Here is a 20352-nt window from a genome sequence, read left to right as displayed (position 1 = left end):
AACCACCGCCGTCGCGCTGTCCGTGGTCAAGGCGCCGGCGTCATGCCCCAGATCTGCTGCGCGTACTCGCGGATCGTGCGGTCGGAGGAGAAGGCCCCCATGCCGGCGACGTTGGCGATGGCGCGCGAGGCCCATTCGCCGCCCTGGCGGTACAGCGCGTCGACGCGCAGCTGCGTCTCGACGTAGGCGCCGAAGTCGGCCAGCAGCAGGTAGTGGTCACCGCCCCACAGCAGCGAATCGACCAGGCCGCGGTAGCGCCCCGGCTCCTCGGCCGAGAACTGGCCGCCGGCGATGGCGTCGAGCACGTTCTTCAGCTGAGGGTTGCTCTCGTAGTAGCGCATCGGCTGGTAGCCGCTGGCGCGCAGCGTCACCACCTCGGGTGTCTTCAGGCCGAAGATGAAGATGTTGTCGTCGCCGACGTTCTGGCGGATCTCGATGTTCGCGCCGTCGTCGGTACCGATGGTCAGCGCGCCGTTCAGCGCCAGCTTCATGTTGCCGGTGCCGGAGGCTTCGGTGCCGGCGGTGGAGATCTGCTCGGACAGGTCGGCGCCGGGCATGATCACCTCGGCCACCGAGACGCCGTAGTTCGGGATGAACACCAGCTTGAGCAGGCCGGCGACGCGTGGGTCGCGGTTGATGACCGAGCCAACGTCGTGGATCAGCCGGATGATGTTCTTCGCCATCGCGTACGACGACGCCGCCTTGCCGGCGAAGATCACCGTGCGCGGCACCCAGCCGGCGTTCGGATGGGCCAGGATGGCCTGATAGCGCGCCACCACGTGCAGCAGGTTGAGCAGCTGCCGCTTGTACTCGTGGATGCGCTTGACCTGCACGTCGAACAGGCTGGCCGGGTCGACGGCGATGCCGGTGACACGCGCGATGTGCTCGGCCAGCCGCGCCTTGTTGGCGCGCTTGATGGCCATGAACTCCTCGCGGAAGGCCGCGTTGCCGCGCTGGTCACGCAGTGCCTGCAGCTGGTCGAGGTCGAGCCGCCACTTCGGCCCGATGGTGCGGTCGAGCAATCCGGCCAGGCCCGGATTGGCCTGCGCCAGCCAGCGCCTCGGCGTCACGCCGTTGGTCATGTTGGTGAAACGATCCGGCCACAGCGCCGCGAAGTCGGCGAAGATGGTCTTGACCAGCAGATCGGAGTGCAGCGCCGAGACGCCGTTGACCCTGTGACTGCCGACGATCGACAGGTTGGCCATGCGCACGCGGCGCTCGCCGTGCTCGTCGATCAGCGACAGGCGCGCCAGGAAGCCGTTGTCGCCCGGCCGGAACTTCGCCGCGAAGTCGAGGAAGACCTGGTTGATGCGGAAGATGATCTCCAGGTGGCGCGGCAGCACATGCTGCATCAGCGCCACCGGCCAGGTCTCCAGCGCCTCGGGCATCAGCGTGTGGTTGGTGTACGAGAACACCTTCTGCGTCAGGTTCCAGGCCGCTTCCCAGGGCATGCGGTGCTCGTCGCACAGCACGCGCATCAGTTCCGCCACGGCGATGGCCGGGTGGGTGTCGTTCAGGTGCATCGCCACCTTGTCGGCCAGGTTGGCCAGCGTGCCGTGCTCCTCGAGGTGGCGGCCGAGGATGTCCTGCACCGAGGCGGCGACGAAGAAGTACTCCTGGCGCAGGCGCAGTTCGCGGCCGGCCGGCGTGCTGTCGTTCGGGTACAGCACCCAGGAGATGTTCTCGTACTCGTTCTTCATGCCGGCGGCGCGCGCGTAGTCGCCGGTGTTGAAGGCGGTCAGGTCGATGTGCGCCGGCGCGACCGCCTTCCACAGCCGCAGCGTGCTCACCTTGGTGGTGCCGTGACCGGGGATGACCATGTCGTGCGCCTTGGCGGCGACCTCGCCGGCGTGGCGCCACACCGCCTTGTCGCCGTGGTGCTCGACCCAGCCGCCGAAGCGCACCGGGTAGCTCACTTCGACACGCGGGAACTCCCAGGGCGTGCCGTTGGCCAGCCACGGGTCGGGGTACTCGACCTGGCAGCCGTCCTGGATGTCCTGCGCGAACATGCCGTACTCGTAGCGGATGCCGTAGCCGAACGAGGGCAGGCCGAGCGTGGCCATCGAGTCGAGGAAGCAGGCCGCGAGGCGACCGAGGCCGCCGTTGCCGAGCGCGGCATCGGGCTCGCGATCGGCCACCTCCTCGAGCTTGCGCGCGTGCTGCTGCACGGCTTGCGCGGCGCCTTCGCCCAGGTCCAGCGCGGCCAGCGCGTTGCCGAGCGTGCGGCCGATCAGGAACTCCATGGACAGGTAGTAGACGCGCCGCGCCTTGGCGTCACGCTCCTTGGCCTGCGTGGCCACCCAGCGACGCGAGAGCTGCTCGCGCGCCACCTGCGACACCGCCTGCATCAGCTCGGTCGAGGTGGCCTGGGCCGGCGCGACACCGACGGTCTTGAGCAGGTGATCGTCCAGTTCGCTGGCCATCGAAGCGGGGGAGAGCGTGTTCGTGTCCACTTGGGATCCTTTGTCGTTCGGCGGCGATTCGCGGCACCACCGGCCTTGCGGCGGGCGCAGTGTCACTGCCGGCTCGAGGAGCGTCAACCAGCGATGAGTCGCAATTTTCGCGCCCGCGCCGGAGCGCCCGACCGGGCGGGTTACGGGCGATTTCTCCGCGTCGGATGCGGCGTTGCCGGGTACGGCTCGACCTCATGGCACGACGCTCGCTACCGGATTACGCTGGAGTTCGGCGTAACAACAACGACTCCATGCGCAACGCGCCTGTCCATGCACCGCGCAAGGGCGCTCCAGTGTTGCGTCGACGCCAAAATGATCGATCATCGAGCCGCGCCGCGTTCCGACGGTCGCCGCAGCCCACAACGACGAAGGAGATGACCCGATGACCCCGAACGATCTGGCACTCAGCCTGGACCTGCCCAAGCGCACCGTGGCGCTGGTGCTGGCCGGCGGGCGCGGCAGCCGGCTGAAGAACCTGACCGACCGGCGCGCCAAGCCGGCCGTCTACTTCGGCGGCAAGTTCCGGATCATCGACTTCGCGCTGTCCAACTGCCTGAACTCCGGCATCCGCCGCATCGGCGTGATCACCCAGTACAAGAGCCACAGCCTGATGCGCCACCTGCAGCGCGGCTGGGCCTTCCTGAAGAGCGAGATGAACGAGTTCGTCGACCTGATGCCGGCGCAGCAGCGTGTCGACGAGGAGAGCTGGTACCGCGGCACGGCCGACGCGGTGTACCAGAACCAGGACATCCTGGCCAGCTACGGCGCCGACTACATCGTCATCCTCGCCGGCGACCACATCTACAAGATGAACTACGCGCTGATGCTGGCCGACCATGTCGCCAAGGGGCGCGACTGCACGGTCGGCTGCATCGAGGTGCCGCGCGAGGAGGCCAAGGCCTTCGGCGTGATGGCGGTCAACGAGAAGAACCTGATCACCGAGTTCGTCGAGAAGCCCGCCGACCCGCCGGCGATGCCGGGGAAGCCCGAGCGTTCGCTGGCCAGCATGGGCATCTACGTGTTCAACGCGCGCTACCTCTACAAGGAGCTCGAGCGCGACATCAACGACCCGAACTCCAGCCACGACTTCGGCAAGGACATCATCCCGCACGCGGTGCGCAACGGCCGTGCGGCGGCGCACCCCTTCGAGCTGAGCGCGGTAGGAACGCGAATCAACGAGGAGCCGTACTGGCGCGACGTCGGCACGATCGACGCGTACTGGGACGCCAACATCGACCTCACCGCGACCGACCCGCTGCTCAACCTGTACGACACGCGCTGGCCGATCTGGACCTACCAGCCGCAGCTGCCGCCGGCCAAGTTCGTGCACAACCAGGACGACCGCCGCGGCATGGCGATCGAGTCGATGGTGTCAGGCGGCTGCATCGTCTCCGGCCACGTGTTCCGCTCGGTGCTGTTCTCCAGCGTGCGCGTGCATTCGCACTCCAGCGTGTCATGGGCGGTGCTGCTGCCCGGCGTGCAGGTCGGCCGCGGTGCGCGGCTGACGCGCGTGGTAGTGGACCGCGGCTGCAGCATCCCCGACGGCATGGTGATCGGCGAGGACGCGGCCAGCGACGCGCTGAACTTCTCCCGCACCGACAACGGCATCACGCTGGTCACGCGCGAGATGCTCACCAAGCTCGAGGAACGCTGACCGATGAAGGTGCTGCACGTGGCCGCGGAGGTCTTTCCGCTGGTCAAGACGGGCGGGCTGGCCGACGTGGTCGGCGCCTTGCCGCAGGCGCTGGCGCGCGCGGGAGCCGATGTGCGGCTGGTGCTGCCGGGCTATCCGGCCATCGTCGACGCGGTGCTTCACCAGAAGACCATCGCCGAGCTCGGCCCCCTGTTCGGCGCCGGTCGCGTGGCGCTGCGCCTGGGCACGATGCCCTACAGCCACGTCGCGGCCTATGTCGTCGACGCGCCCTGGCTGTACCGACGCAGCGGTGGCCCCTACCAGGCCGCCGATGGCAGCGAGTGGCCGGACAACCTGCAGCGCTTCGGCCTGCTCGGCTGGATGGCGGCGCACCTCGCTGCCGGCGAGATGGACCCGGAGTGGATGCCGCAGATCCTGCACGCGCATGACTGGCATGCCGCGATGGCCTGTGCCTACCTGGCCGCGCACCCCGGGTCCAGCGCCTCCTCGGTCTTCACGGTTCACAACCTCGCGTTCCAGGGCCTGTTCCCGCAGCAGGACTTCGGCCAGCTCGGGCTGCCGCTGCGCTTCATGCAGTCGCACGGCGTCGAGTTCCACGGCCAGCTCTCGTTCATGAAGGCGGGCCTGAAGTACGCCCAGCGCATCACTACCGTCAGCCCGACCTATGCGCACGAGATCGCCACGCACGAGTTCGGCTGCGGCCTGGACGGCGTGATACGCGGCCGCGGCGGTGACGTCAGCGGCATCCTCAACGGCGTCGACGGCGCGGTGTGGGACCCGGCCACCGACAGCGGCCTGGCGGCGCGCTACTCCGCGCAGGACCTGGCCGGCAAGCCACGCAACAAGGCGGCGCTGCAGAAGGAGGTCGGGCTCGCGACGCGGCCCGACGCACCGCTGTTCGGCGTGGTCAGCCGGCTGACTGCACAGAAGGGCCTGGACCTGGTGCTGGCGGCGCTGCCGGCTCTGCTGCGCAGCGGTGCACAGCTGGTGGTGCAGGGCACCGGCGACCCGGTGCTGGAGGCCGCGTTCACAGCGGCCGCCTTCTCGCACCCGACGCAGGTCGCGGTGCGCATCGGCTACGACGAGGTGTTCGCGCACCGCTTGATCGCCGGCAGCGACCTGATCATGGTGCCATCGCGCTTCGAGCCCTGCGGGCTGACACAGCTCTACGGCCTGCGCTACGGCACCTTGCCGCTGGTCAGGCGTGTCGGCGGGCTGGCCGACACCGTCGTCGATGCGGACGAGGTGGCTGTGCGCGACGGTCGAGCGACCGGCTTCGCCTTCGATGCCGCCACGCCCGCAGCACTGGAGGCGGCACTGCTGCGTGCGGTGCAGGCCTACGGTGCCGCCCCGGCGTGGCGCCGGTTGATCACCACTGCGATGGCGCAGGACTTTTCCTGGGACGGTGCCGCCGGGAAGTACATGTCGCTGTACCGGGGGCTGCAGCCAGCGCGGCAATAGTTCACACAGTGTTTCAAAACGTAAGTGATGCCCCGCAGCCACGGGCTGCACCCGGTCGATGGCGCTTCGGACAATGCCTGCATGAACAAGTCACCACGCCGCGACTTCAAGGACACGCAGGTCTACGACTGGGATCTGGAACCGAAGGACGAACGGCCCAGCGAGTTCGCACCAAGCACCACGGGCTACTCGCTCCACTCCGGCTTCTATGTCACGCCGGTCACTGCAGTGCGCCACCGCCGGGGCAGCGGACTCATGGTCTGGCTGGTCGCCAGCAGCGTCATCGGGATGGGCGTGCTCGGCCTGTTCGGCCTCGTCCGCATGCTGAAGGGCTGATCGAACGACGGCGCGGATCTCAAACCCACAAGGCCGACAGGCTGGCGTCGGCGCGCCGCAGGAAGGCCTTGGCCGGAGTGGCCGCCTTGAAGTAGCCGCGATCGAGGTCGGAGCAGATGGCCGCGTACCATGCCGATCCCGGGCCGGCGGCGTAGACGCGGATCTCACCGGTCGAACGCCGGCGCAGGGAGACGATGCCGCCGGCCAGCCCGAGCAACTGGCTGATGCCCGAGCGGGCGTCTTCCTCGATCTCGAAGTCGCCTACATCGAGCCCACGTGCGGCCAGCATGCGCTGCAACACCTGGACCTTGTCGCTGTCGCTGCCGTTCATCATGCGTGCCATCGTGGTGTCTCCGTCGGGTCGCTCGGCCGGATGCCGATGAAGATGATTCTTCGCCGCGGCCGATCAGGCGCCCATCCCCATCAGGTGGGTGTGAACCTAGGGGGACGCGAGGCGCGGCGCCGTGTCAAGCGCGGGCGACTTCAAGGCTGCGAAGCCGACTTCTCGCGAGCCCGATTGCGCAGGTACTGGGCCTCGAAGGCACGCTTGGCGCGGATGTAGTGGTTGGCGCACTCCAGCGTGGCCGCGTCGGCGCAGTTGGCCGGCCGGCGATAGCTGGCCGCGAAGGCCTGCTCCATGCGCTCGGTATCGCTCATCGCGCTGCGGCGAGCTTCTTCGGCCAGGCGCTGCTCCTCTCGCAGCGTGGCGATGCGAACCCGCTCTTCCTCGGCGGCGATGCGCAGCCGCTCGGCAGCGGCGCGCTGCTCCGCCTCGGCCTGCTGCTGGTTCTCGCGCGCGATGCGTTCGATCTCCGCAGCCGTGGCGCGGGCGTTCGCCTCGGCTGCCGACCTGGAACTCCAGCGCACATAGGCTGCCGCGATCGCGGTGGCCACCAGCACGCCGATGATCACGGCGATGGCGAACTGCAAGGGCAGCGGCACGCTGACTGCCTCCCATCCGCGCTTGCGCTTGGGGACGTAGGGCATGCGCTTGAAAGGCGTGGCCGCCTGCACCGGCACCGGCTTGGAGGGCTCGGTGCGCGGGCCGGCGTCTGCCGGGCTCGGCTCGGTGGGAACGGCGTCGGGATCCTTCGCGCTCATCGGCACGAGTCTACGGCCACCGCGCCGGCTCCGGGCACCGTGGCCCGGGCCGATCGCAACAATCTGCGAGCGCGGGCCGCGCGGCCCGCGTCGGATTCAGCGGATCACGACCAGCGAACGCTCGCCGAACCAGCCACCGGTGGCGCCGCCGTTCAGCCGCGCGCGCACCTGCACTCGGTAGTTGCCTGCCGGCAGGCCGGCGCCACCGACTGCAGTGACGGAGTTCGACTCCCAGCCATCGAAGCCAGCCGTGCCGTTGGCCGAGCAGAACGCATCGCCCGAGCCGACCGTCGGCGCCAGCGTGGCGACCACAGCACCGGCCGCGTTGCGCACGATGATGTCCACATCGGTCCAGGCACTCGAGTTGCCGGCAGGCGCATTCACGGCGCACTCGGCGGAGAAGATCACGACGAAGCGCCGGTTCGCCTGGTTGGCGAAGAGCGGCGTGGTCAGGTTCGGGATCGTCGTCTGGGCGGCCCCGGCGAAGGTCCAGTTGGCCGGCGCCGTGACCGCCGTGAGAACGTCGGCCGAAGCGTGGGTGCTGGCCAGTGCCGTCAGGGCGGTGGCGATGGCGCAGCGGCGAAGGGTCTTGATGATGCTCATGTGGATCTCCAGGCAGGGGCGGGCGAGGTTCGGCGACGCTTCGCCCCCGAGGGCACCGCCGAGTGGAAAGTGGGCAAGCCGGGTCCCGCGCCCCCGCCATGCAGACGGGATCGGAGGGATCGCTCGGGGGAAGGGGCCGGGCGCGTGCCCGGCGTCCTTCAGGGGGCGGCCGCTTGTGGCGTGGCGGCGTCGATGCGCTCGCTCTCTGCGAGTTCGTCGAGGCGCTGCTTCGCCTCGCGCTGGATCGTCGCGTCGGGCACGTACAGCGCCGCGGTCAGGGCCGTGCGCATGTCGCCGAGGCTGCCGCTGCGCGACTCGAGATAGGTCTCGAAGGCCGTCATCCGCACGCGCTCGGACGCATCCGTCTCGAACAGCGACTTGAGCAGTTCGTCGGACACCGGCACACCTTGCGATCGAGCCTCGAGCAGGCCGTCGAAGCGATCGGTTTCGCTGCCGTTGCGGATGGTCTGGAGCAGGGCCTCGGCCTGCGCCGGGGAAGCCGGAACCACCTCGGGCACGACGCTGGGCACGTCTGCCGCGTCGGCCACCACGGCGTCGGGCGTGGCGCGCTTGTGCACGTCGGACCAGCCGCTCTGCTTGGCGATCTGCTCGAGCACCCAGGCCAGCGGCTGCTGCTCGACACGCAGCGTCACGTTTCCGTCGCTGGCCACGGCGATCAGTGGCTCGGAAGTGTCCACCACCTGGGCGGTGCGCTGCGGGCTCGGGGCGACCGGCGGCGGCGCCTTCGTTTCGGGTGCAGAAGGCTGCATCAGCCAGCCGGCGAGGCAGGCGATGGCGGCAACCGCTGCATGGCTCGTGATGCGCAACACATTCATCGTCGATGCTCCCCTGGTCGGTTCAAGCGAAGTTCTCGTTGACCAGACAATAGGCGCCGACGCTGCGATCAGTGGCCGATGAGGTAGGGGGAAACAGGCCTCGAGCGTGGGAGCCCTTGTGGGGGGCGCAGCGGCTTCGGGTCGCAGAAACGACAACGGGCCGCGAGGGCCCGTTGTGTCTAGCGTGGTGGCGGAGAGAGCGGGATTCGAACCCGCGGAGGGCTGTTAACCCTCACACGCTTTCCAGGCGTGCGACTTAAACCGCTCATCCATCTCTCCGGAGCCCGCGAGTTTATCGCATCGCCCGAAGGAGCCTCAGCTCGCGCCCGGTGTCTTGCCCTTGAGCAGCGCCATGGCGGTGCCGATCAGCGCCGACACTTCGCCCATGTTCCCCGGCACGATCATCGTGTTGTTCTTCTGCGCCAGCTGGCCATAGGCCTCGACCGCCTTCTCGGCGACCTTGAGCTGCACCGCCTGCTCGCCGCCCGGCGACTGGATCGCCGCGGCGATCTTGCGGATGGCGTCGGCGGTGGCGTCGGCCACCGCGGTGATCGCGGCGGCCTCGCCCTGCGCCTTGTTGATCTCGGCCTGGCGTTCGCCCTCGGAACGGGCAATGGAGGCCTCGCGCTCGCCGGTGGCAATGTTGATCTGCTCCTGCTTGCGGCCCTCGGACGCGGCAATCAGCGCGCGCTTCTCGCGCTCGGCGGTGATCTGTGCCTGCATCGAGTGCAGGATGGCCGCCGGCGGTGTCAGGTCCTTGATCTCGTAGCGCAGCACCTTGACGCCCCAGTTGGCCGCGGCGTCGTCGAGCGCGCTAACCACCGAGGCGTTGATCGCATCGCGCTCCTCGAAGGTCTTGTCGAGTTCCATCTTGCCGATCACCGAGCGCAGCAGTGTCTGCGCGAGCTGCGTGATGGCCAGGATGTAGTTGCTCGAGCCGTAGCTGGCGCGCATCGGGTCGGTCACCTGGAAGTAGATGATGCCGTCGACTTGCAGCTGCGTGTTGTCCTTGGTGATGCAGACCTGGCTGGGCACGTCCAGCGGCACCTCCTTGAGCGAGTGCTTGTAGGCCACGCGCTCGATGAAGGGCACGACGAACTTCAGGCCCGGCGTCAGCGTGCGGTCGAACTTGCCGAGCCGCTCGACCACCCAGGCATGCTGCTGCGGCACGATCTTGAAGGTGCGGTAGATGAAGATGCCGGCGATGACGGCGAGGACGAGAGCGATTTCCATGGCGGGAGCCTTCGGAGCTGGAGTCAGTGGGGTCAGTGGGGTCAGTGGAGTCAGTGGAGTCAGTGGGAAGAGGAGGGCGCGAGCACCAGCCAGTTGCCTTCGACGGCGGTGACGCGGTGTTCGCCGGGCGCGGCCGAGGCACCCGGTTGCAGCCGGGCCGTCCACTGCGTGCCGCGGTAGTTGACGCGCGCCGTGCCGTCGCTGCCCCAGGCCTCGACCTGCACCCGCTCGCCGATGTCGAGGTTGACGTCGCGGTTGCTTTCGGGCGGCGCCGAGCGCGGCTGGCGCGCGCGCTTGAAATGCCACAGTGCCGTGGCGGCGGCCGCGACGACCGCCGCGACGACAATCTGCCCGCTCGTGCCCATGCCGAGGTGGCCGGCCACCGCCCCTGCGCCCAGGCCGAGCGCGAACATCAGCAGGTAGAAGGTGCCGGTGGCGAGTTCGGCCGCGACGGCGATGCCGGCGGCGACCCACCAGATGGTGGTGGCGGAGAGGTCCATGCGATCTTCCTCGCAGTCTGATCGGCCGCAGTGTACGGTCACCGGCAGGCCCTACACTTCGCGCTCCCGCGACCCGCCACCCCGAGGCACGACATGCTGCGCTTCCGCTTTCCGATCGTCATCATCGACGAGGACTACCGCTCGGAGAACACCTCCGGCCTGGGCATCCGCGCACTCGCGGAGGCGATCGAGAAGGAGGGCTTCGAGGTGCTCGGCGCCACCAGCTATGGTGACCTGAGCCAGTTCGCGCAGCAGCAGAGCCGCGCCAGCGCCTTCATCCTGTCGATCGACGACGAGGAGTTCACCGCCGGCCCCGACCTCGACCCCGCAGTGGTCAACCTGCGCAAGTTCATCCAGGAGATCCGCTTCAAGAATGCGGAGATCCCGATCTACCTCTACGGCGAGACGCGCACCTCGCAGCACCTGCCCAACGACGTGCTGCGCGAGCTGCACGGCTTCATCCACATGTTCGAGGACACGCCGGAGTTCGTGGCCCGCCACATCATCCGCGAGGCCAAGAGCTACATGGATGGCCTGGCGCCGCCGTTCTTCCGCGCGCTGGTCGATTACGCGCAGGACGGCTCCTACTCGTGGCACTGCCCGGGCCACAGCGGCGGCGTCGCCTTCCTGAAGAGCCCTGTGGGCCGCATGTTCCACCAGTTCTTCGGCGAGAACATGCTGCGCGCCGACGTCTGCAACGCCGTCGACGAACTCGGCCAGCTGCTCGACCACACCGGCCCGGTGGCGGCGTCGGAGCGCAATGCGGCGCGCATCTTCAATGCCGACCACTGTTTCTTCGTCACCAACGGCACCAGCACCAGCAACAAGATGGTCTGGCACCACGCGGTGGCGCCGGGCGACGTGGTGGTGGTCGACCGCAACTGCCACAAGTCCATCCTGCACTCGATCATCATGACCGGCGCGGTGCCGGTGTTCCTGCCGCCGACGCGCAACCACTACGGCATCATCGGCCCGATCCCCGAGCGCGAGTTCACGCCCGAGGCCATCCGCCGCAAGATCGCCAAGAACCCGCTGCTGGCCGGCGTCGACGTGAAGAAGGTCAAGCCGCGCATCCTGACGCTGACGCAGAGCACCTACGACGGCGTGCTCTACAACACCGAGACGATCAAGAAGCAGCTCGACGGCTACATCGACACGCTGCACTTCGACGAGGCCTGGCTGCCGCACGCCGCCTTCCACAAGTTCTACGGCACCTACCACGCGATGGGCAAGAACCGCGCGAGGCCGAAGGACCAGCTGGTGTTCGCCACGCAGTCGACCCACAAGCTGCTGGCCGGCCTGTCGCAGGCCTCGCAGGTGCTGGTGCAGGACTCGCCGGGCCGCAAGCTCGACCGGCACCTCTTCAACGAGGCCTACCTGATGCACAGCTCGACCAGCCCGCAGTACGCGATCATCGCCAGCTGCGACGTGGCCGCGGCGATGATGGAGGCGCCCGGCGGCACCGCGCTGGTGGAGGAAAGCATCGTCGAGGCGCTCGACTTCCGCCGCGCGATGCGCAAGGTCGAGAAGGACTACGGCAAGAAGGACTGGTGGTTCAAGGTCTGGGGCCCGGACAAGCTCGCCGCCGAAGGCATCGGGCACAGCGACGACTGGGTGCTCAAGGCCGGCGAGAAGTGGCACGGCTTCGGCGACCTGGCCGATGGCTTCAACCTGCTCGACCCGATCAAGAGCACCATCATCACCCCGGGGCTGGACGTGTCCGGCAAGTTCGCCAAGGACGGCATCCCGGCCTCGATCGTCACCAAGTTCCTCGCCGAGCACGGCGTGGTCGTGGAGAAGACCGGCCTGTACTCGTTCTTCATCATGTTCACCATCGGCATCACCAAGGGCCGCTGGAACACCCTGCTGACGGCGCTGCAGCAGTTCAAGGACGACTACGACCGCAACCAGCCGCTGTGGCGCATCCTGCCGGAGTTCTGCGCCCAGCACCCCCGCTACGAGCGCATGGGCCTGCGCGACCTGTGCCAGGCGATCCACGAGATGTACGCCAAGGGCGACATCGCGCGGCTGACCACCGAGATGTACCTGTCCGACCTGCACCCGGCGATGAAGCCGAGCGACGCCTACGCGCACATCGCGCAGCGCCGCACCGAGCGGGTCGACATCGACGCGCTCGAAGGCCGCATCACCACCGCGCTGCTGACGCCGTACCCGCCGGGCATTCCGCTGCTGATCCCCGGCGAGCGCTTCAACAAGAAGATCGTCGACTACCTGAAGTTCACGCGCGAGTTCAACGCGGCCTTTCCCGGCTTCGACACCGACGTGCACGGCCTGGTGGAGGGCGACGACACCACGCCGGGCATGCCGCGGCGCTACTACGTCGACTGCGTCAAGGCCTGATCCGGCGCCGGCGGGACGCGCCGGCCCGATCAGGCGATGTGCGAGATCAGCACGCCGGGCACCGGCAGCATCTGGCCCTCGGCCGAGGGCGGCTGGCCCGGCGCCGGCACCGTGCCGGGAGCGCTGGCCCCGGCGCGCCGCACCGCCAGGCCGACCGACAGCATGTCCACCACCAGCAGGTGCAGGATGCGCGAGATCATCGAGACGAAGGTCGTCACGTCCTCGCTGTGCTCGACCGGAATGCACACCGTCGAGCGGCGCGCCAGCGGCGACTGGCCGGCGGTGACCGAGATCACCGCCGCGCCGCGCTCGACGGCCAGCCCGGCGGCACGCGCCAGTTCCGGTGGCTGGCCGGAGCTGGACACGAACACCGCCACGTCTTCCGGCCCGAGCAGTTCGGAGGCCATCGCGAGCATCGAGCTGTCGGTGTGCGCCACCGAGGGAATGCGGAAGCGGAACAGCTTGTGCTGCGCATCCAGCGCCACCACCGCCGAGTTGCCCATCGCGTAGAACTCGACCCGCTTGGCCCGGCGCAGCAACTCGATCGCGCGGTCGACCGCCTCGACGTTGAGCGACTCGCGGAACTGCATGATTGCCGAGATGGTGTTGTCCAGCACCTTGGCGCACAGGTCACCGGTGCTGTCCTGCCGGCGCACCTGGGTGCGCTGCACCGGCAGCGTGCCGGTCAGGCCCGAACCGAGCTTGAGCTTGAAGTCGGCCAGCCCCTGGAAGCCGAGCGTGCGGCAGAAACGGATCACGGTCGGCTGGCTGACCTCGGCGCCCTGCGCGATCAGCGCGATCGGGTCGTTCAGCGCGGTGCGCGGGTTGTCGAGCACGAAGTTGGCGACGCGCCGCTCGGCGGGCGAGAGCGACTCGCGCGAGGCGCGCACCCGCTCGAGCAGCGGGTTGCCGCCGTCCTGGTCGGGCACATGGTCGGCCAGCAGCGACGAGACGCCGTGGAAGGCCGGGTTCTCGGCCGTCAGCACGTAGGTCGGAATGCGCGACACATAGTTGCTGAAGCGGCCCTTGACCTCGAAGCGCGCGCGGAAGGGCGAGCGGTCGAAACGTTCGCCCAGCCGCGGCACGATGCCGCCGCCGACGAAGATGCCGCCGGTGGCGCCCAGCGTCAGCGCCAGGTCGGAGGCCATCGTGCCGAGCATGCCGCAGAAGCAGTCGACCGTTTCGCTGCAGGCCGAGTCGGCCTCCGCCAGCGCGCGGCGCACGATCTCGGCGGCGCTCAGGTGCAGTTCGGCGCCGGGCCGGTCGTGGGTCAGCGCCTGGTAGATCAGCTCCAGGCCCGGGCCGGACAGCAGGCGCTCCGCCGAGACGCGCGGCATGGTCTGCCAGGCGTACTGGAGGATGCGCACCTCGCGTTCGTCGGTCGGCGCGAAGCTGGCGTGGCCGCCTTCGGTGGCCAGCGTCACCCAGCGGTCGCCGCTGGGGATCAGGCCGGAAACGCCCAGGCCGGTGCCCGGGCCGATCAGCCCGATCACGCCGTTGGCCTGCGCCTCGCCACCGCCGACCTGGTGGCGGCCATCGGCGCCCACGCGCGGCAGCGACATCGCCAGCGCGGTGAAGTTGTTCACCACCAGCAGCGTGGTCAGGTCGAGCTGGCGCTGCGCCTCCAGGATGGAGAAGGCCCAGTCGCGGTTGGTCATGCGCACCCAGTCGCCTTCGATCGGGTTGGCGATGGCCACCGCGCCGTGTCGCGGCTTGATGCCGGCCGGCAGGCTGTCGAGGTAGGCCTGCACCACGGCGGTGAAGCCGGGGTAGTCGGCGCAGGGCATCACCGCGACATGTTCGAAGCGCCCGGCCACGTGCTCGATGCAGAAGCGCGCATAGGTGGCGCCGATGTCGGCGAGCAGGCGCGGGTCGGCGTGCGGCAGGACGGAAGCGGGGCGGTCGAGGCTCATCGGGTGATTCTCAGCGCGCCTTCAGGATCAGCACCTGCTGCGCGGCCAGCTTGAGCTGAGCAGGCGTCGTGCCAGGCTTGGGTCCCGTCTTGTCGCCAGGCTTGGCGCCGGCCTTGACCGGCACGAAGGGCAAGGCGGCGTCCTTGGGGAAGGCCACCTCCCAGCCTGTGGCCGCCACGCCGGCCGGCAGCGCCAGCACGGCATCGCGAAACGCGTAGTTGATGAGCACGATGAAGCGGCTGCCTTCGTGTTCGCGCTGGAAGGCGAAGATCGGCGCGTCGCGCTCGGCCAGCGGCGTGAAGCTGCCGATCGACAGCGCCGGCTCGGCATTGCGCAGCGCGATCAGGCTGCGATACCAGTTCAGCAGCGAGTCCGGGTCGGCCTGCTGCGCAGCGACGTTGTGCGTCTTCCAGTTCGTCACGTTCGGACGGAAGGGCTTGTCGGCACTGGTGAAGCCGGCGTGGCGCTCGCCGTTCCAGCTCATCGGGCCGCGGATCGACGGATCCTCCTCCTTCACGCCCTCCGCGAGACCGAGCCCGATCTCCTCGCCGTAGTAGATGAAGGGCGTGCCCGGCAGCGTCAGCAGCGACGCGGCGGCCAGCTTGTAGCTCTTCTCGTCGCCATTGAACTGGCGCATCAGCCGCGCACCGGCGAAGTAGTCGTGGTTGGCCAGGATCGTGGCCATGCGCGCCACCGGCAGCTTGCGCAGCGAGTACAGCACGTCGTCGCGCAGCCGGCCGATCTTGACGCTGCCCATCAGGTGCTTGTGCAGGCCGAAGGCGAAGGCCGAGCCACAGGAGTCGGCGGCGGCGAAGGGCGCCGGGTCGCTGGGCGACTCGCAGACCATGTACTTGTTGCCGTAGCTGGCCAGCAGGTCCTGGATGCGCTTGAGCAGCTGGTGGTTCTCAGGCTGGTTTTCCCAGCCGATCGCACCGTTCTCGAACAGCACACCGACGGCGTCGAAACGAAAACCGTCGACGCCGCGGTTCAGCCAGAAGCGCAGGTTGTCGAGGTGGAAGTCGACCACCTTCGGGTTGCGCAGGTTGAAGTCGGGCATGCCGGGGTCGAACACCGCGTAGTACCAGCGCTGGTTGCCCTCGCGCCAGGGCTCGCCGGAGAAGGTGTTCCAGCCGCGCGGCTTCTCTTCGGACCAGATGAACCAGTCGTTGTAGGGCGACTTGCGGCTGTCGTAGGCGCTCTCGAACAGCGGGTGGCCGGACGCGACGTGGTTCATCACGTAGTCGACGATCACCGCGATGCCGCGCCGGTGCGCTTCGGCGAGCAGGCGGTCGAAGTCGGCCAGCGTGCCGTAGTCGGGCTCGATCTCGCGGTAGTTGACGACGGCATAGCCATGGTCTCGGTCTTCGCTCTTGAAGACCGGCATCAGCCAGATGCCCTTGATGCCGAGCTGCTGCAGGTAGTCCAGGCGCTGTATCAGCCCGGGCAGGTCACCAATGCCGTCGCCATTGCTGTCCTGGTAGGCGCGCACCAGGATCTCGATGAACACGCCACGCTGCGCCCAGCCGGCCGGCAAGGCGCTCGGCACGGGCTTCGCCTCGACCGGGCCGAGGTCGGCGATGTCCGCGGCGCGCAGCGGTGGCGCGGACAGCGCCGCCGCCACGCAGCACAGCGCGGCCAGGGCGCGGCGCAGGCGTGTCATCGGGGCGATCACTTGCAGGGGTTCTCGGCCCGGCCCTTCTTCGCCTCGTCCAGCGAGTTGTAGATCTTGCGGTCGCCGCTGTTGACCCAGATCTCCTTGGTCGTGTTGCCGTCGAACTGCATGTCCTTGCCGCCCTGGTCCTTGATGTCGCTCTTGTGGATGATGTAGTTCACCTTGCCCTCGGGAAAGCTCTCCAGCTTGAGGTGCCAGAACACGCCGAAGTCGTTCTTGCCGCTGGGCTCCACCGGGCTGTGCCAGCTCACGCCCGGCACCGCCGGCCCGCCGGGGCCGCGCTGCCAGATGTGCAGGCCCCAGTTGGCGTAGTCGCTGTCGCAGCGGTTGTAGTTGATCGCGATCGAGCCGGCGGGCGGGTTGGAGGTGGCCATCGCCGGCGCCAGCGCGCCGATCGAGAGGATGGCCGCGGCCGCAATGCGCAGGAGAGAGGATTTGATCGTCATGTGAGCCTCGTGCAGTGAAGTCGGGCGTGGTGCCCGGGAAAGAGTCGTGAGCGAACCGTCAGCCCTTGATGCCGCCCGCCGTGAGGCCGGAGATCATCCACTTCTGGGCCAGGATGAAGACCACCGTGATCGGCAGGCCCGAAAGGATGGCGGCGGCGGCGAAGTCGCCCCACAGGTACTTCTGCTCGTAGAGAAACATCTTCGAGCCGACCGCCATCGTCAGCAGGTCCTGCTGCTTGAGCAGGACGGAGGCGACCGGGTACTCGATGATCGCGCCGATGAAGGCGAGCAGGAACACCACCATCAGGATCGGCACCGCCATCGGCAGCAGCACCAGGCGGAAGGCCTGCCAGGGCGTCGCGCCGTCGACCTTGGCGGCTTCCTCGATCTCCACCGGAATCGTGTCGTAGTAACCCTTGATGGTCCAGATGTGCAGCGCGATGCCGCCCGAGTAGGCCAGCAGCAGCGCCCAGTGGGTGTCGATGCCGAAGGCCGGGAAGGCATTGCCGATGCGGTCGAAGATCGCGTAGATCGCCACCAGCGCCAGCACCGAGGGGAACATCTGCATCAGCATCAGCCCGGTCAGCGCCTGCTTCTTGCCGATGAACTTCATGCGCGCGAACGCGTAGGCCGCGGTGGTCGACAGGAACAGCCCGATCAGCGCCGACAGCGTGGCCACCTTCACCGAATTCCACAGCCAGCGCAGCACCGGCAGGTCGGGCTCGACCAGCCGGCCCTGCGCGTCCTGGTAGGGCAGGCCGAGCGCGAAGCGCCAGTGCTCGAGGCTGATGCTCTCGGGAATGATGCTGCCGGTGGCGAAGTTGCCCGGCCGCAGCGAGATCGAGATCACCATCAGGAACGGGAAGATGACCAGCGCGCACAGGCAGATCAGGAAGGTGTGCGCCGCGACGATGCGCCAGCGGTGCGAACGGTCGAGGACGATGGCCATGGTCGTACTGCTCCTTGGTCGGGTTCAGCGCTTGTCGTCTTCGACGACCTTGGTGAAGCGCATCTGCACCAGCGACACCGCAGCCACCATCAGGAAGATCACCGTCGAGATGGCGGCGGCCAGGCCGTACTGCTGGCCGGAGTCCTGGAAGGCGATGCGGTAGGTGTAGCTGACCAGCAGGTCGGTGGTGCCGGCGGGCACGGTGGTGTCGATGAAGTCGGGCCGGCCGTTCGTCAGCAGGCTGATCAGCACGAAGTTGTTGAAGTTGAACGCGAAGGAACTGATCAGCAGCGGCGTCAGCGGCTTGAGGATCAGCGGCAGCGTGATGCTCCAGAAGTTGGTCAGCGGCCCGGCTCCGGCCACCGCCGAGGCCTCGTACAGGTCCGCCGGGATCGCCTTGATGAGGCCCATGCAGATGACCATCATGTAGGGGAAGCCGAGCCAGGTGTTGACGATCAGCAGCATCACCTTGGCCAGCAGCGGGTCGGAGAACCAGGTCGGCTTGATGCCGAACAGGCCGGACAGGATCAGGTTGATCTCGCCGACGTTCTGGTTGAACAGGCCCTTGAAGACCAGGATCGAGATGAAGCCCGGCACCGCGTAGGGCAGGAACAGCAGGATGCGGTAGACGCCCTTGAAGCCCAGCGCGTCCCAGTTGAGGATGACGGCGAGCAGCATGCCCAGCGAGGTGGCGAACAGCACCGTCAGCGCGGAGAAGACGACCGTCCAGACGAAGATGCGCAGGAAGGGCTCGCGGAAGCGCTGGTCGCTGAAGATGCGGGCGTAGTTGTCCCAGCCGATGCCGACCTGGAAACCCGGCTGCAGCCTCTCGCCGGCCGCGGTCTCGTAGAAGCCGCTCTCCAGGTTGGCGCGGATGACGCTGCCGTTCTCCTGGTTCTTCAGGCTGCCGTCGGCCTGCTTGACCCACAGCGGCTGCACCGGTGCGAACTCGCGCAGGCTGGCCATGCGCACGCGGCCACCGTCGGGCAGGACCACGGTGATCGCCTTCAGCGCCTTCTGGCGAGCGATCAGCTCCTTCAGCGGCACCGGCTCGGCCAGCGTCACCGCGGCGCCTTCCTCGGGTGCGGCGACGACTTCCAGCGCCTTGTCGCTGGCCAGCGCCAGCGGGCCGATGAGCAGGGCCTTCGAGGTGTCGGGATTGAGCAGCCGGCCGCGGAACTCGGCACCGTCGGCATGCAGCGAGAACTCGTAGGCCGTGCCTTCGGCCTGGTAGGTCTCGGTGAGGAAGTAGGCCTCGGCGCGCGGCTGCTCGAGCAGGTTGCGCGAGCTGTAGTTGGTGAATCCGATGGCGATGGTGTAGACCATCGGGAAGACGACGAAGATCAGCGCCGCGGCGATGCCGGGGAACAGGTAGCGGTAGGCGTAGGTGGCGCGGGCGGAGTAGATCCATACCGCCAGCGCGCTGATGACCAGCAGCGTGCCCGCCAGCAGCACCTCGCCGGTGGCGTAGACCACCGTGACGAGGTACAGCGATCCGAGCACCACCGCGGCCAGCAGCGCCGGCCCGAGCCACCGATCGAGCATCGCCTTCACGTGGCCTCGGCGATCACTTGGCCTTGATGCGAGTGGCGGCGCTGTCGAGCGCTTCCTTCGGCGTCTGGCGGCCGTCGGCCACGTTGCCCAGCGCCGAGGCCATCGACGACCAGAAGCGGCCCATCTCCGGGTTGTTCGGCATCGGCGAACCGTCCTGGGCCGAGGCCATCGTCGCCTGGATGTTCGGGTTGCTCTTGAGCTCGGCGAACAGCGCCTTGCTCGCCGGCGTGCCCAGCGGCACGTCGTCGTTGATCGTCTTCAGGCCCTTGACGCTGAGCATGTAGTTCTCGATGAACTCCACCGCCACGTCGCGGTTCGGCGTCGACTTGTTGAGCATCGCGCCGAGCACGCCGACGAAGGGCGCAGCCTTCTTGCCGCCGACGGTCGGGATCTTCGCGACGCCGAAGTCGATGTTCGACTTCTTCAGGTTGTCCCACGACCACGGGCCGTTGATCATCATCGCCACCGTGCCCTTGGACATGCCGGCCTCCATCTCGGAGTAGCCGCTGCCGGTCGGCATGTACTTCTCGGCGATCAGCTTGCGCAGCAGTTCGGCGCCCTTGATCGCGCCGGCGTTGTTGACGCCGGTGTCTTCCGGGTCGTAGGTGCCGTCGGCCTTCAGCTTGAAGGCGTAGCCGCCGTTGGCGGCCAGCAGCGGCCAGGTGAAGTAGGTGTTGCCGTAGTCCCAGAGGATGGCCTTCTTGCCCTGCGCGGCCAGCTTCTTGTCCAGCGCCATCACCTCCTCGAAGCTCTTCGGCGGCTCCTTCACCAGCGCCTTGTTGTAGACCAGCGCCACCGCCTCGATCGACATCGGGTAGCCCCAGGTCTTGCCGGCGACGGTGAAGGCCTTCCAGGCCAGCGGATCGATGTCGGCCTGCACCTTCTTGCTCGGGCTGACCGGCTGCAGCAGGCCGCCGGCGATCCACTCGCCGATGCGGTCGTGCGGCCAGATCCAGATGTCCGGGCCCTTGCCGGCGGCGGCAGCCTGCTGGAACTTGCCCGGCGCGTCCTCCGGGTGCTCGACGGTGACCTGCACGCCGGTCTTCTTGGCGAACTCGTCACCGATCTTCTGCAGGCCGTTGTAGCCCTTGTCGCCGTTGATCCAGATCAGCAGCTTGCCCGGCTCGGCAGCCTGCGCGCTGCCCAGCGTGGCGCCGAGGGCCAGCGCCGCGGCGGTCGCGACGAGGTGCAGACGTTGACGTTGAAGCTTCATGCCGTTCTCCTTCAGTGATGCCCGAGTGGGGTTGAGTGGGGTCGCAGGCCCTTGAACGCGCCACGAC

The 20352-nt window shown here is 68.3% G+C and carries 17 protein-coding genes and 1 tRNA gene; 4 read left to right on the top strand and 14 right to left on the bottom strand.

Going from position 1 to position 20352, the window contains the following annotated elements; translation table 11 throughout:
- Nucleotides 1-26 precede the first annotated feature (26 nt).
- Complete coding sequence (locus AAG801_RS04365; protein WP_341887340.1) at nucleotides 27-2423, bottom strand: glycogen/starch/alpha-glucan phosphorylase; 2397 nt, start codon at nucleotides 2421-2423, stop codon at nucleotides 27-29.
- A gap of 412 nt (nucleotides 2424-2835) precedes the next feature.
- Between AAG801_RS04365 and glgC the strand changes: the two genes are divergently transcribed.
- The 3 genes from glgC (at nucleotide 2836) to AAG801_RS04350 (ending at nucleotide 5904) form a co-directional block, all read left to right on the top strand.
- A complete protein-coding gene (glgC, locus tag AAG801_RS04360) occupies nucleotides 2836-4107 on the top strand; it encodes a glucose-1-phosphate adenylyltransferase (protein WP_341887328.1) in 1272 nt (423 codons plus the stop codon).
- Nucleotides 4108-4110: 3 nt separating this feature from the next.
- Nucleotides 4111-5568: a glycogen synthase GlgA gene (gene glgA, locus AAG801_RS04355; RefSeq protein WP_341887327.1), complete on the top strand. Its 1458-nt coding sequence runs from the start codon at nucleotides 4111-4113 to the stop codon at nucleotides 5566-5568.
- A gap of 81 nt (nucleotides 5569-5649) precedes the next feature.
- Nucleotides 5650-5904 carry a hypothetical protein gene (locus AAG801_RS04350; protein ID WP_341887326.1) on the top strand — a complete coding sequence of 85 codons (255 nt, stop codon included), beginning with the start codon at nucleotides 5650-5652 and terminating at the stop codon, nucleotides 5902-5904.
- A 19-nt stretch (nucleotides 5905-5923) separates the two neighbouring features.
- Here AAG801_RS04350 and AAG801_RS04345 read toward each other — a convergent pair whose 3' ends face one another.
- From AAG801_RS04345 to AAG801_RS04315, 7 genes are all read right to left on the bottom strand, one after another.
- Nucleotides 5924-6247, bottom strand: a complete 324-nt coding sequence (locus AAG801_RS04345; RefSeq protein ID WP_341887325.1) for a hypothetical protein — start codon at nucleotides 6245-6247, stop codon at nucleotides 5924-5926.
- A 140-nt stretch (nucleotides 6248-6387) separates the two neighbouring features.
- On the bottom strand, nucleotides 6388-7005 hold the full coding sequence (locus AAG801_RS04340) for a hypothetical protein (RefSeq protein ID WP_341887324.1): 618 nt from the start codon (nucleotides 7003-7005) through the stop codon (nucleotides 6388-6390).
- A gap of 96 nt (nucleotides 7006-7101) precedes the next feature.
- Nucleotides 7102-7608: a hypothetical protein gene (locus AAG801_RS04335; RefSeq protein ID WP_341887323.1), complete on the bottom strand. Its 507-nt coding sequence runs from the start codon at nucleotides 7606-7608 to the stop codon at nucleotides 7102-7104.
- A gap of 158 nt (nucleotides 7609-7766) precedes the next feature.
- Nucleotides 7767-8444: a hypothetical protein gene (locus AAG801_RS04330; protein ID WP_341887322.1), complete on the bottom strand. Its 678-nt coding sequence runs from the start codon at nucleotides 8442-8444 to the stop codon at nucleotides 7767-7769.
- Between the two features lie 188 nt (nucleotides 8445-8632).
- Nucleotides 8633-8723 (bottom strand) — tRNA-Ser (locus tag AAG801_RS04325).
- Nucleotides 8724-8759: 36 nt separating this feature from the next.
- A complete protein-coding gene (locus AAG801_RS04320; protein ID WP_341887321.1) occupies nucleotides 8760-9677 on the bottom strand; it encodes a stomatin-like protein in 918 nt (305 codons plus the stop codon).
- A 59-nt stretch (nucleotides 9678-9736) separates the two neighbouring features.
- Nucleotides 9737-10177 carry an NfeD family protein gene (locus AAG801_RS04315; protein ID WP_341887320.1) on the bottom strand — a complete coding sequence of 147 codons (441 nt, stop codon included), beginning with the start codon at nucleotides 10175-10177 and terminating at the stop codon, nucleotides 9737-9739.
- A gap of 93 nt (nucleotides 10178-10270) precedes the next feature.
- Between AAG801_RS04315 and AAG801_RS04310 the strand changes: the two genes are divergently transcribed.
- Nucleotides 10271-12538 carry an arginine/lysine/ornithine decarboxylase gene (locus AAG801_RS04310; RefSeq protein WP_341887319.1) on the top strand — a complete coding sequence of 756 codons (2268 nt, stop codon included), beginning with the start codon at nucleotides 10271-10273 and terminating at the stop codon, nucleotides 12536-12538.
- Between the two features lie 29 nt (nucleotides 12539-12567).
- On the opposite strand, the gene AAG801_RS04305 is transcribed toward AAG801_RS04310, so the two are convergent.
- Genes AAG801_RS04305 through malE form a run of 6 tightly spaced genes read right to left on the bottom strand, consistent with a single transcriptional unit; the run spans nucleotide 12568 to nucleotide 20285 of the window.
- A complete protein-coding gene (locus AAG801_RS04305) occupies nucleotides 12568-14451 on the bottom strand; it encodes a glucokinase (protein WP_341887318.1) in 1884 nt (627 codons plus the stop codon).
- 10 nt (nucleotides 14452-14461) lie between these two features.
- Nucleotides 14462-16111: an alpha-amylase family glycosyl hydrolase gene (locus AAG801_RS04300; protein ID WP_341887317.1), complete on the bottom strand. Its 1650-nt coding sequence runs from the start codon at nucleotides 16109-16111 to the stop codon at nucleotides 14462-14464.
- An 8-nt stretch (nucleotides 16112-16119) separates the two neighbouring features.
- Entirely contained in the window at nucleotides 16120-16569 is a 450-nt protein-coding gene (locus AAG801_RS04295) for a pullulanase-associated domain-containing protein (RefSeq protein WP_341887316.1), read from the bottom strand.
- A 58-nt stretch (nucleotides 16570-16627) separates the two neighbouring features.
- On the bottom strand, nucleotides 16628-17518 hold the full coding sequence (gene malG / locus AAG801_RS04290) for a maltose ABC transporter permease MalG (protein WP_341887315.1): 891 nt from the start codon (nucleotides 17516-17518) through the stop codon (nucleotides 16628-16630).
- Between the two features lie 24 nt (nucleotides 17519-17542).
- Entirely contained in the window at nucleotides 17543-19063 is a 1521-nt protein-coding gene (gene malF, locus AAG801_RS04285) for a maltose ABC transporter permease MalF (protein WP_341887314.1), read from the bottom strand.
- Nucleotides 19064-19085: 22 nt separating this feature from the next.
- Nucleotides 19086-20285, bottom strand: coding sequence for a maltose/maltodextrin ABC transporter substrate-binding protein MalE (gene malE, locus AAG801_RS04280; RefSeq protein ID WP_341887313.1), 1200 nt, complete (start codon nucleotides 20283-20285; stop codon nucleotides 19086-19088).
- Between the last annotated feature and the right edge of the window lie 67 nt (nucleotides 20286-20352).

It is taken from the genome of Variovorax sp. YR752 (genome assembly GCF_943372545.1).
The sequence above is the reverse complement of the archived record's forward strand: the minus strand, read 5'-3'. Positions and strand labels throughout refer to the sequence as shown.

Bases quoted from the DNA above. Each gene is read 5' to 3' on its own strand.
- AAG801_RS04365 (WP_341887340.1), bottom strand. From the start codon at position 2,423: ATGGCCAGCGAACTGGACGATCACCTGCTCAAGACCGTCGGTGTCGCG.
- glgC (WP_341887328.1), top strand. From the start codon at position 2,836: ATGACCCCGAACGATCTGGCACTCAGCCTGGACCTGCCCAAGCGCACC.
- glgA (WP_341887327.1), top strand. From the start codon at position 4,111: ATGAAGGTGCTGCACGTGGCCGCGGAGGTCTTTCCGCTGGTCAAGACG.
- AAG801_RS04350 (WP_341887326.1), top strand. From the start codon at position 5,650: ATGAACAAGTCACCACGCCGCGACTTCAAGGACACGCAGGTCTACGAC.
- AAG801_RS04345 (WP_341887325.1), bottom strand. From the start codon at position 6,247: ATGGCACGCATGATGAACGGCAGCGACAGCGACAAGGTCCAGGTGTTG.
- AAG801_RS04340 (WP_341887324.1), bottom strand. From the start codon at position 7,005: ATGAGCGCGAAGGATCCCGACGCCGTTCCCACCGAGCCGAGCCCGGCA.
- AAG801_RS04335 (WP_341887323.1), bottom strand. From the start codon at position 7,608: ATGAGCATCATCAAGACCCTTCGCCGCTGCGCCATCGCCACCGCCCTG.
- AAG801_RS04330 (WP_341887322.1), bottom strand. From the start codon at position 8,444: ATGAATGTGTTGCGCATCACGAGCCATGCAGCGGTTGCCGCCATCGCC.
- AAG801_RS04320 (WP_341887321.1), bottom strand. From the start codon at position 9,677: ATGGAAATCGCTCTCGTCCTCGCCGTCATCGCCGGCATCTTCATCTAC.
- AAG801_RS04315 (WP_341887320.1), bottom strand. From the start codon at position 10,177: ATGGACCTCTCCGCCACCACCATCTGGTGGGTCGCCGCCGGCATCGCC.
- AAG801_RS04310 (WP_341887319.1), top strand. From the start codon at position 10,271: ATGCTGCGCTTCCGCTTTCCGATCGTCATCATCGACGAGGACTACCGC.
- AAG801_RS04305 (WP_341887318.1), bottom strand. From the start codon at position 14,451: ATGAGCCTCGACCGCCCCGCTTCCGTCCTGCCGCACGCCGACCCGCGC.
- AAG801_RS04300 (WP_341887317.1), bottom strand. From the start codon at position 16,111: ATGACACGCCTGCGCCGCGCCCTGGCCGCGCTGTGCTGCGTGGCGGCG.
- AAG801_RS04295 (WP_341887316.1), bottom strand. From the start codon at position 16,569: ATGACGATCAAATCCTCTCTCCTGCGCATTGCGGCCGCGGCCATCCTC.
- malG (WP_341887315.1), bottom strand. From the start codon at position 17,518: ATGGCCATCGTCCTCGACCGTTCGCACCGCTGGCGCATCGTCGCGGCG.
- malF (WP_341887314.1), bottom strand. From the start codon at position 19,063: ATGCTCGATCGGTGGCTCGGGCCGGCGCTGCTGGCCGCGGTGGTGCTC.
- malE (WP_341887313.1), bottom strand. From the start codon at position 20,285: ATGAAGCTTCAACGTCAACGTCTGCACCTCGTCGCGACCGCCGCGGCG.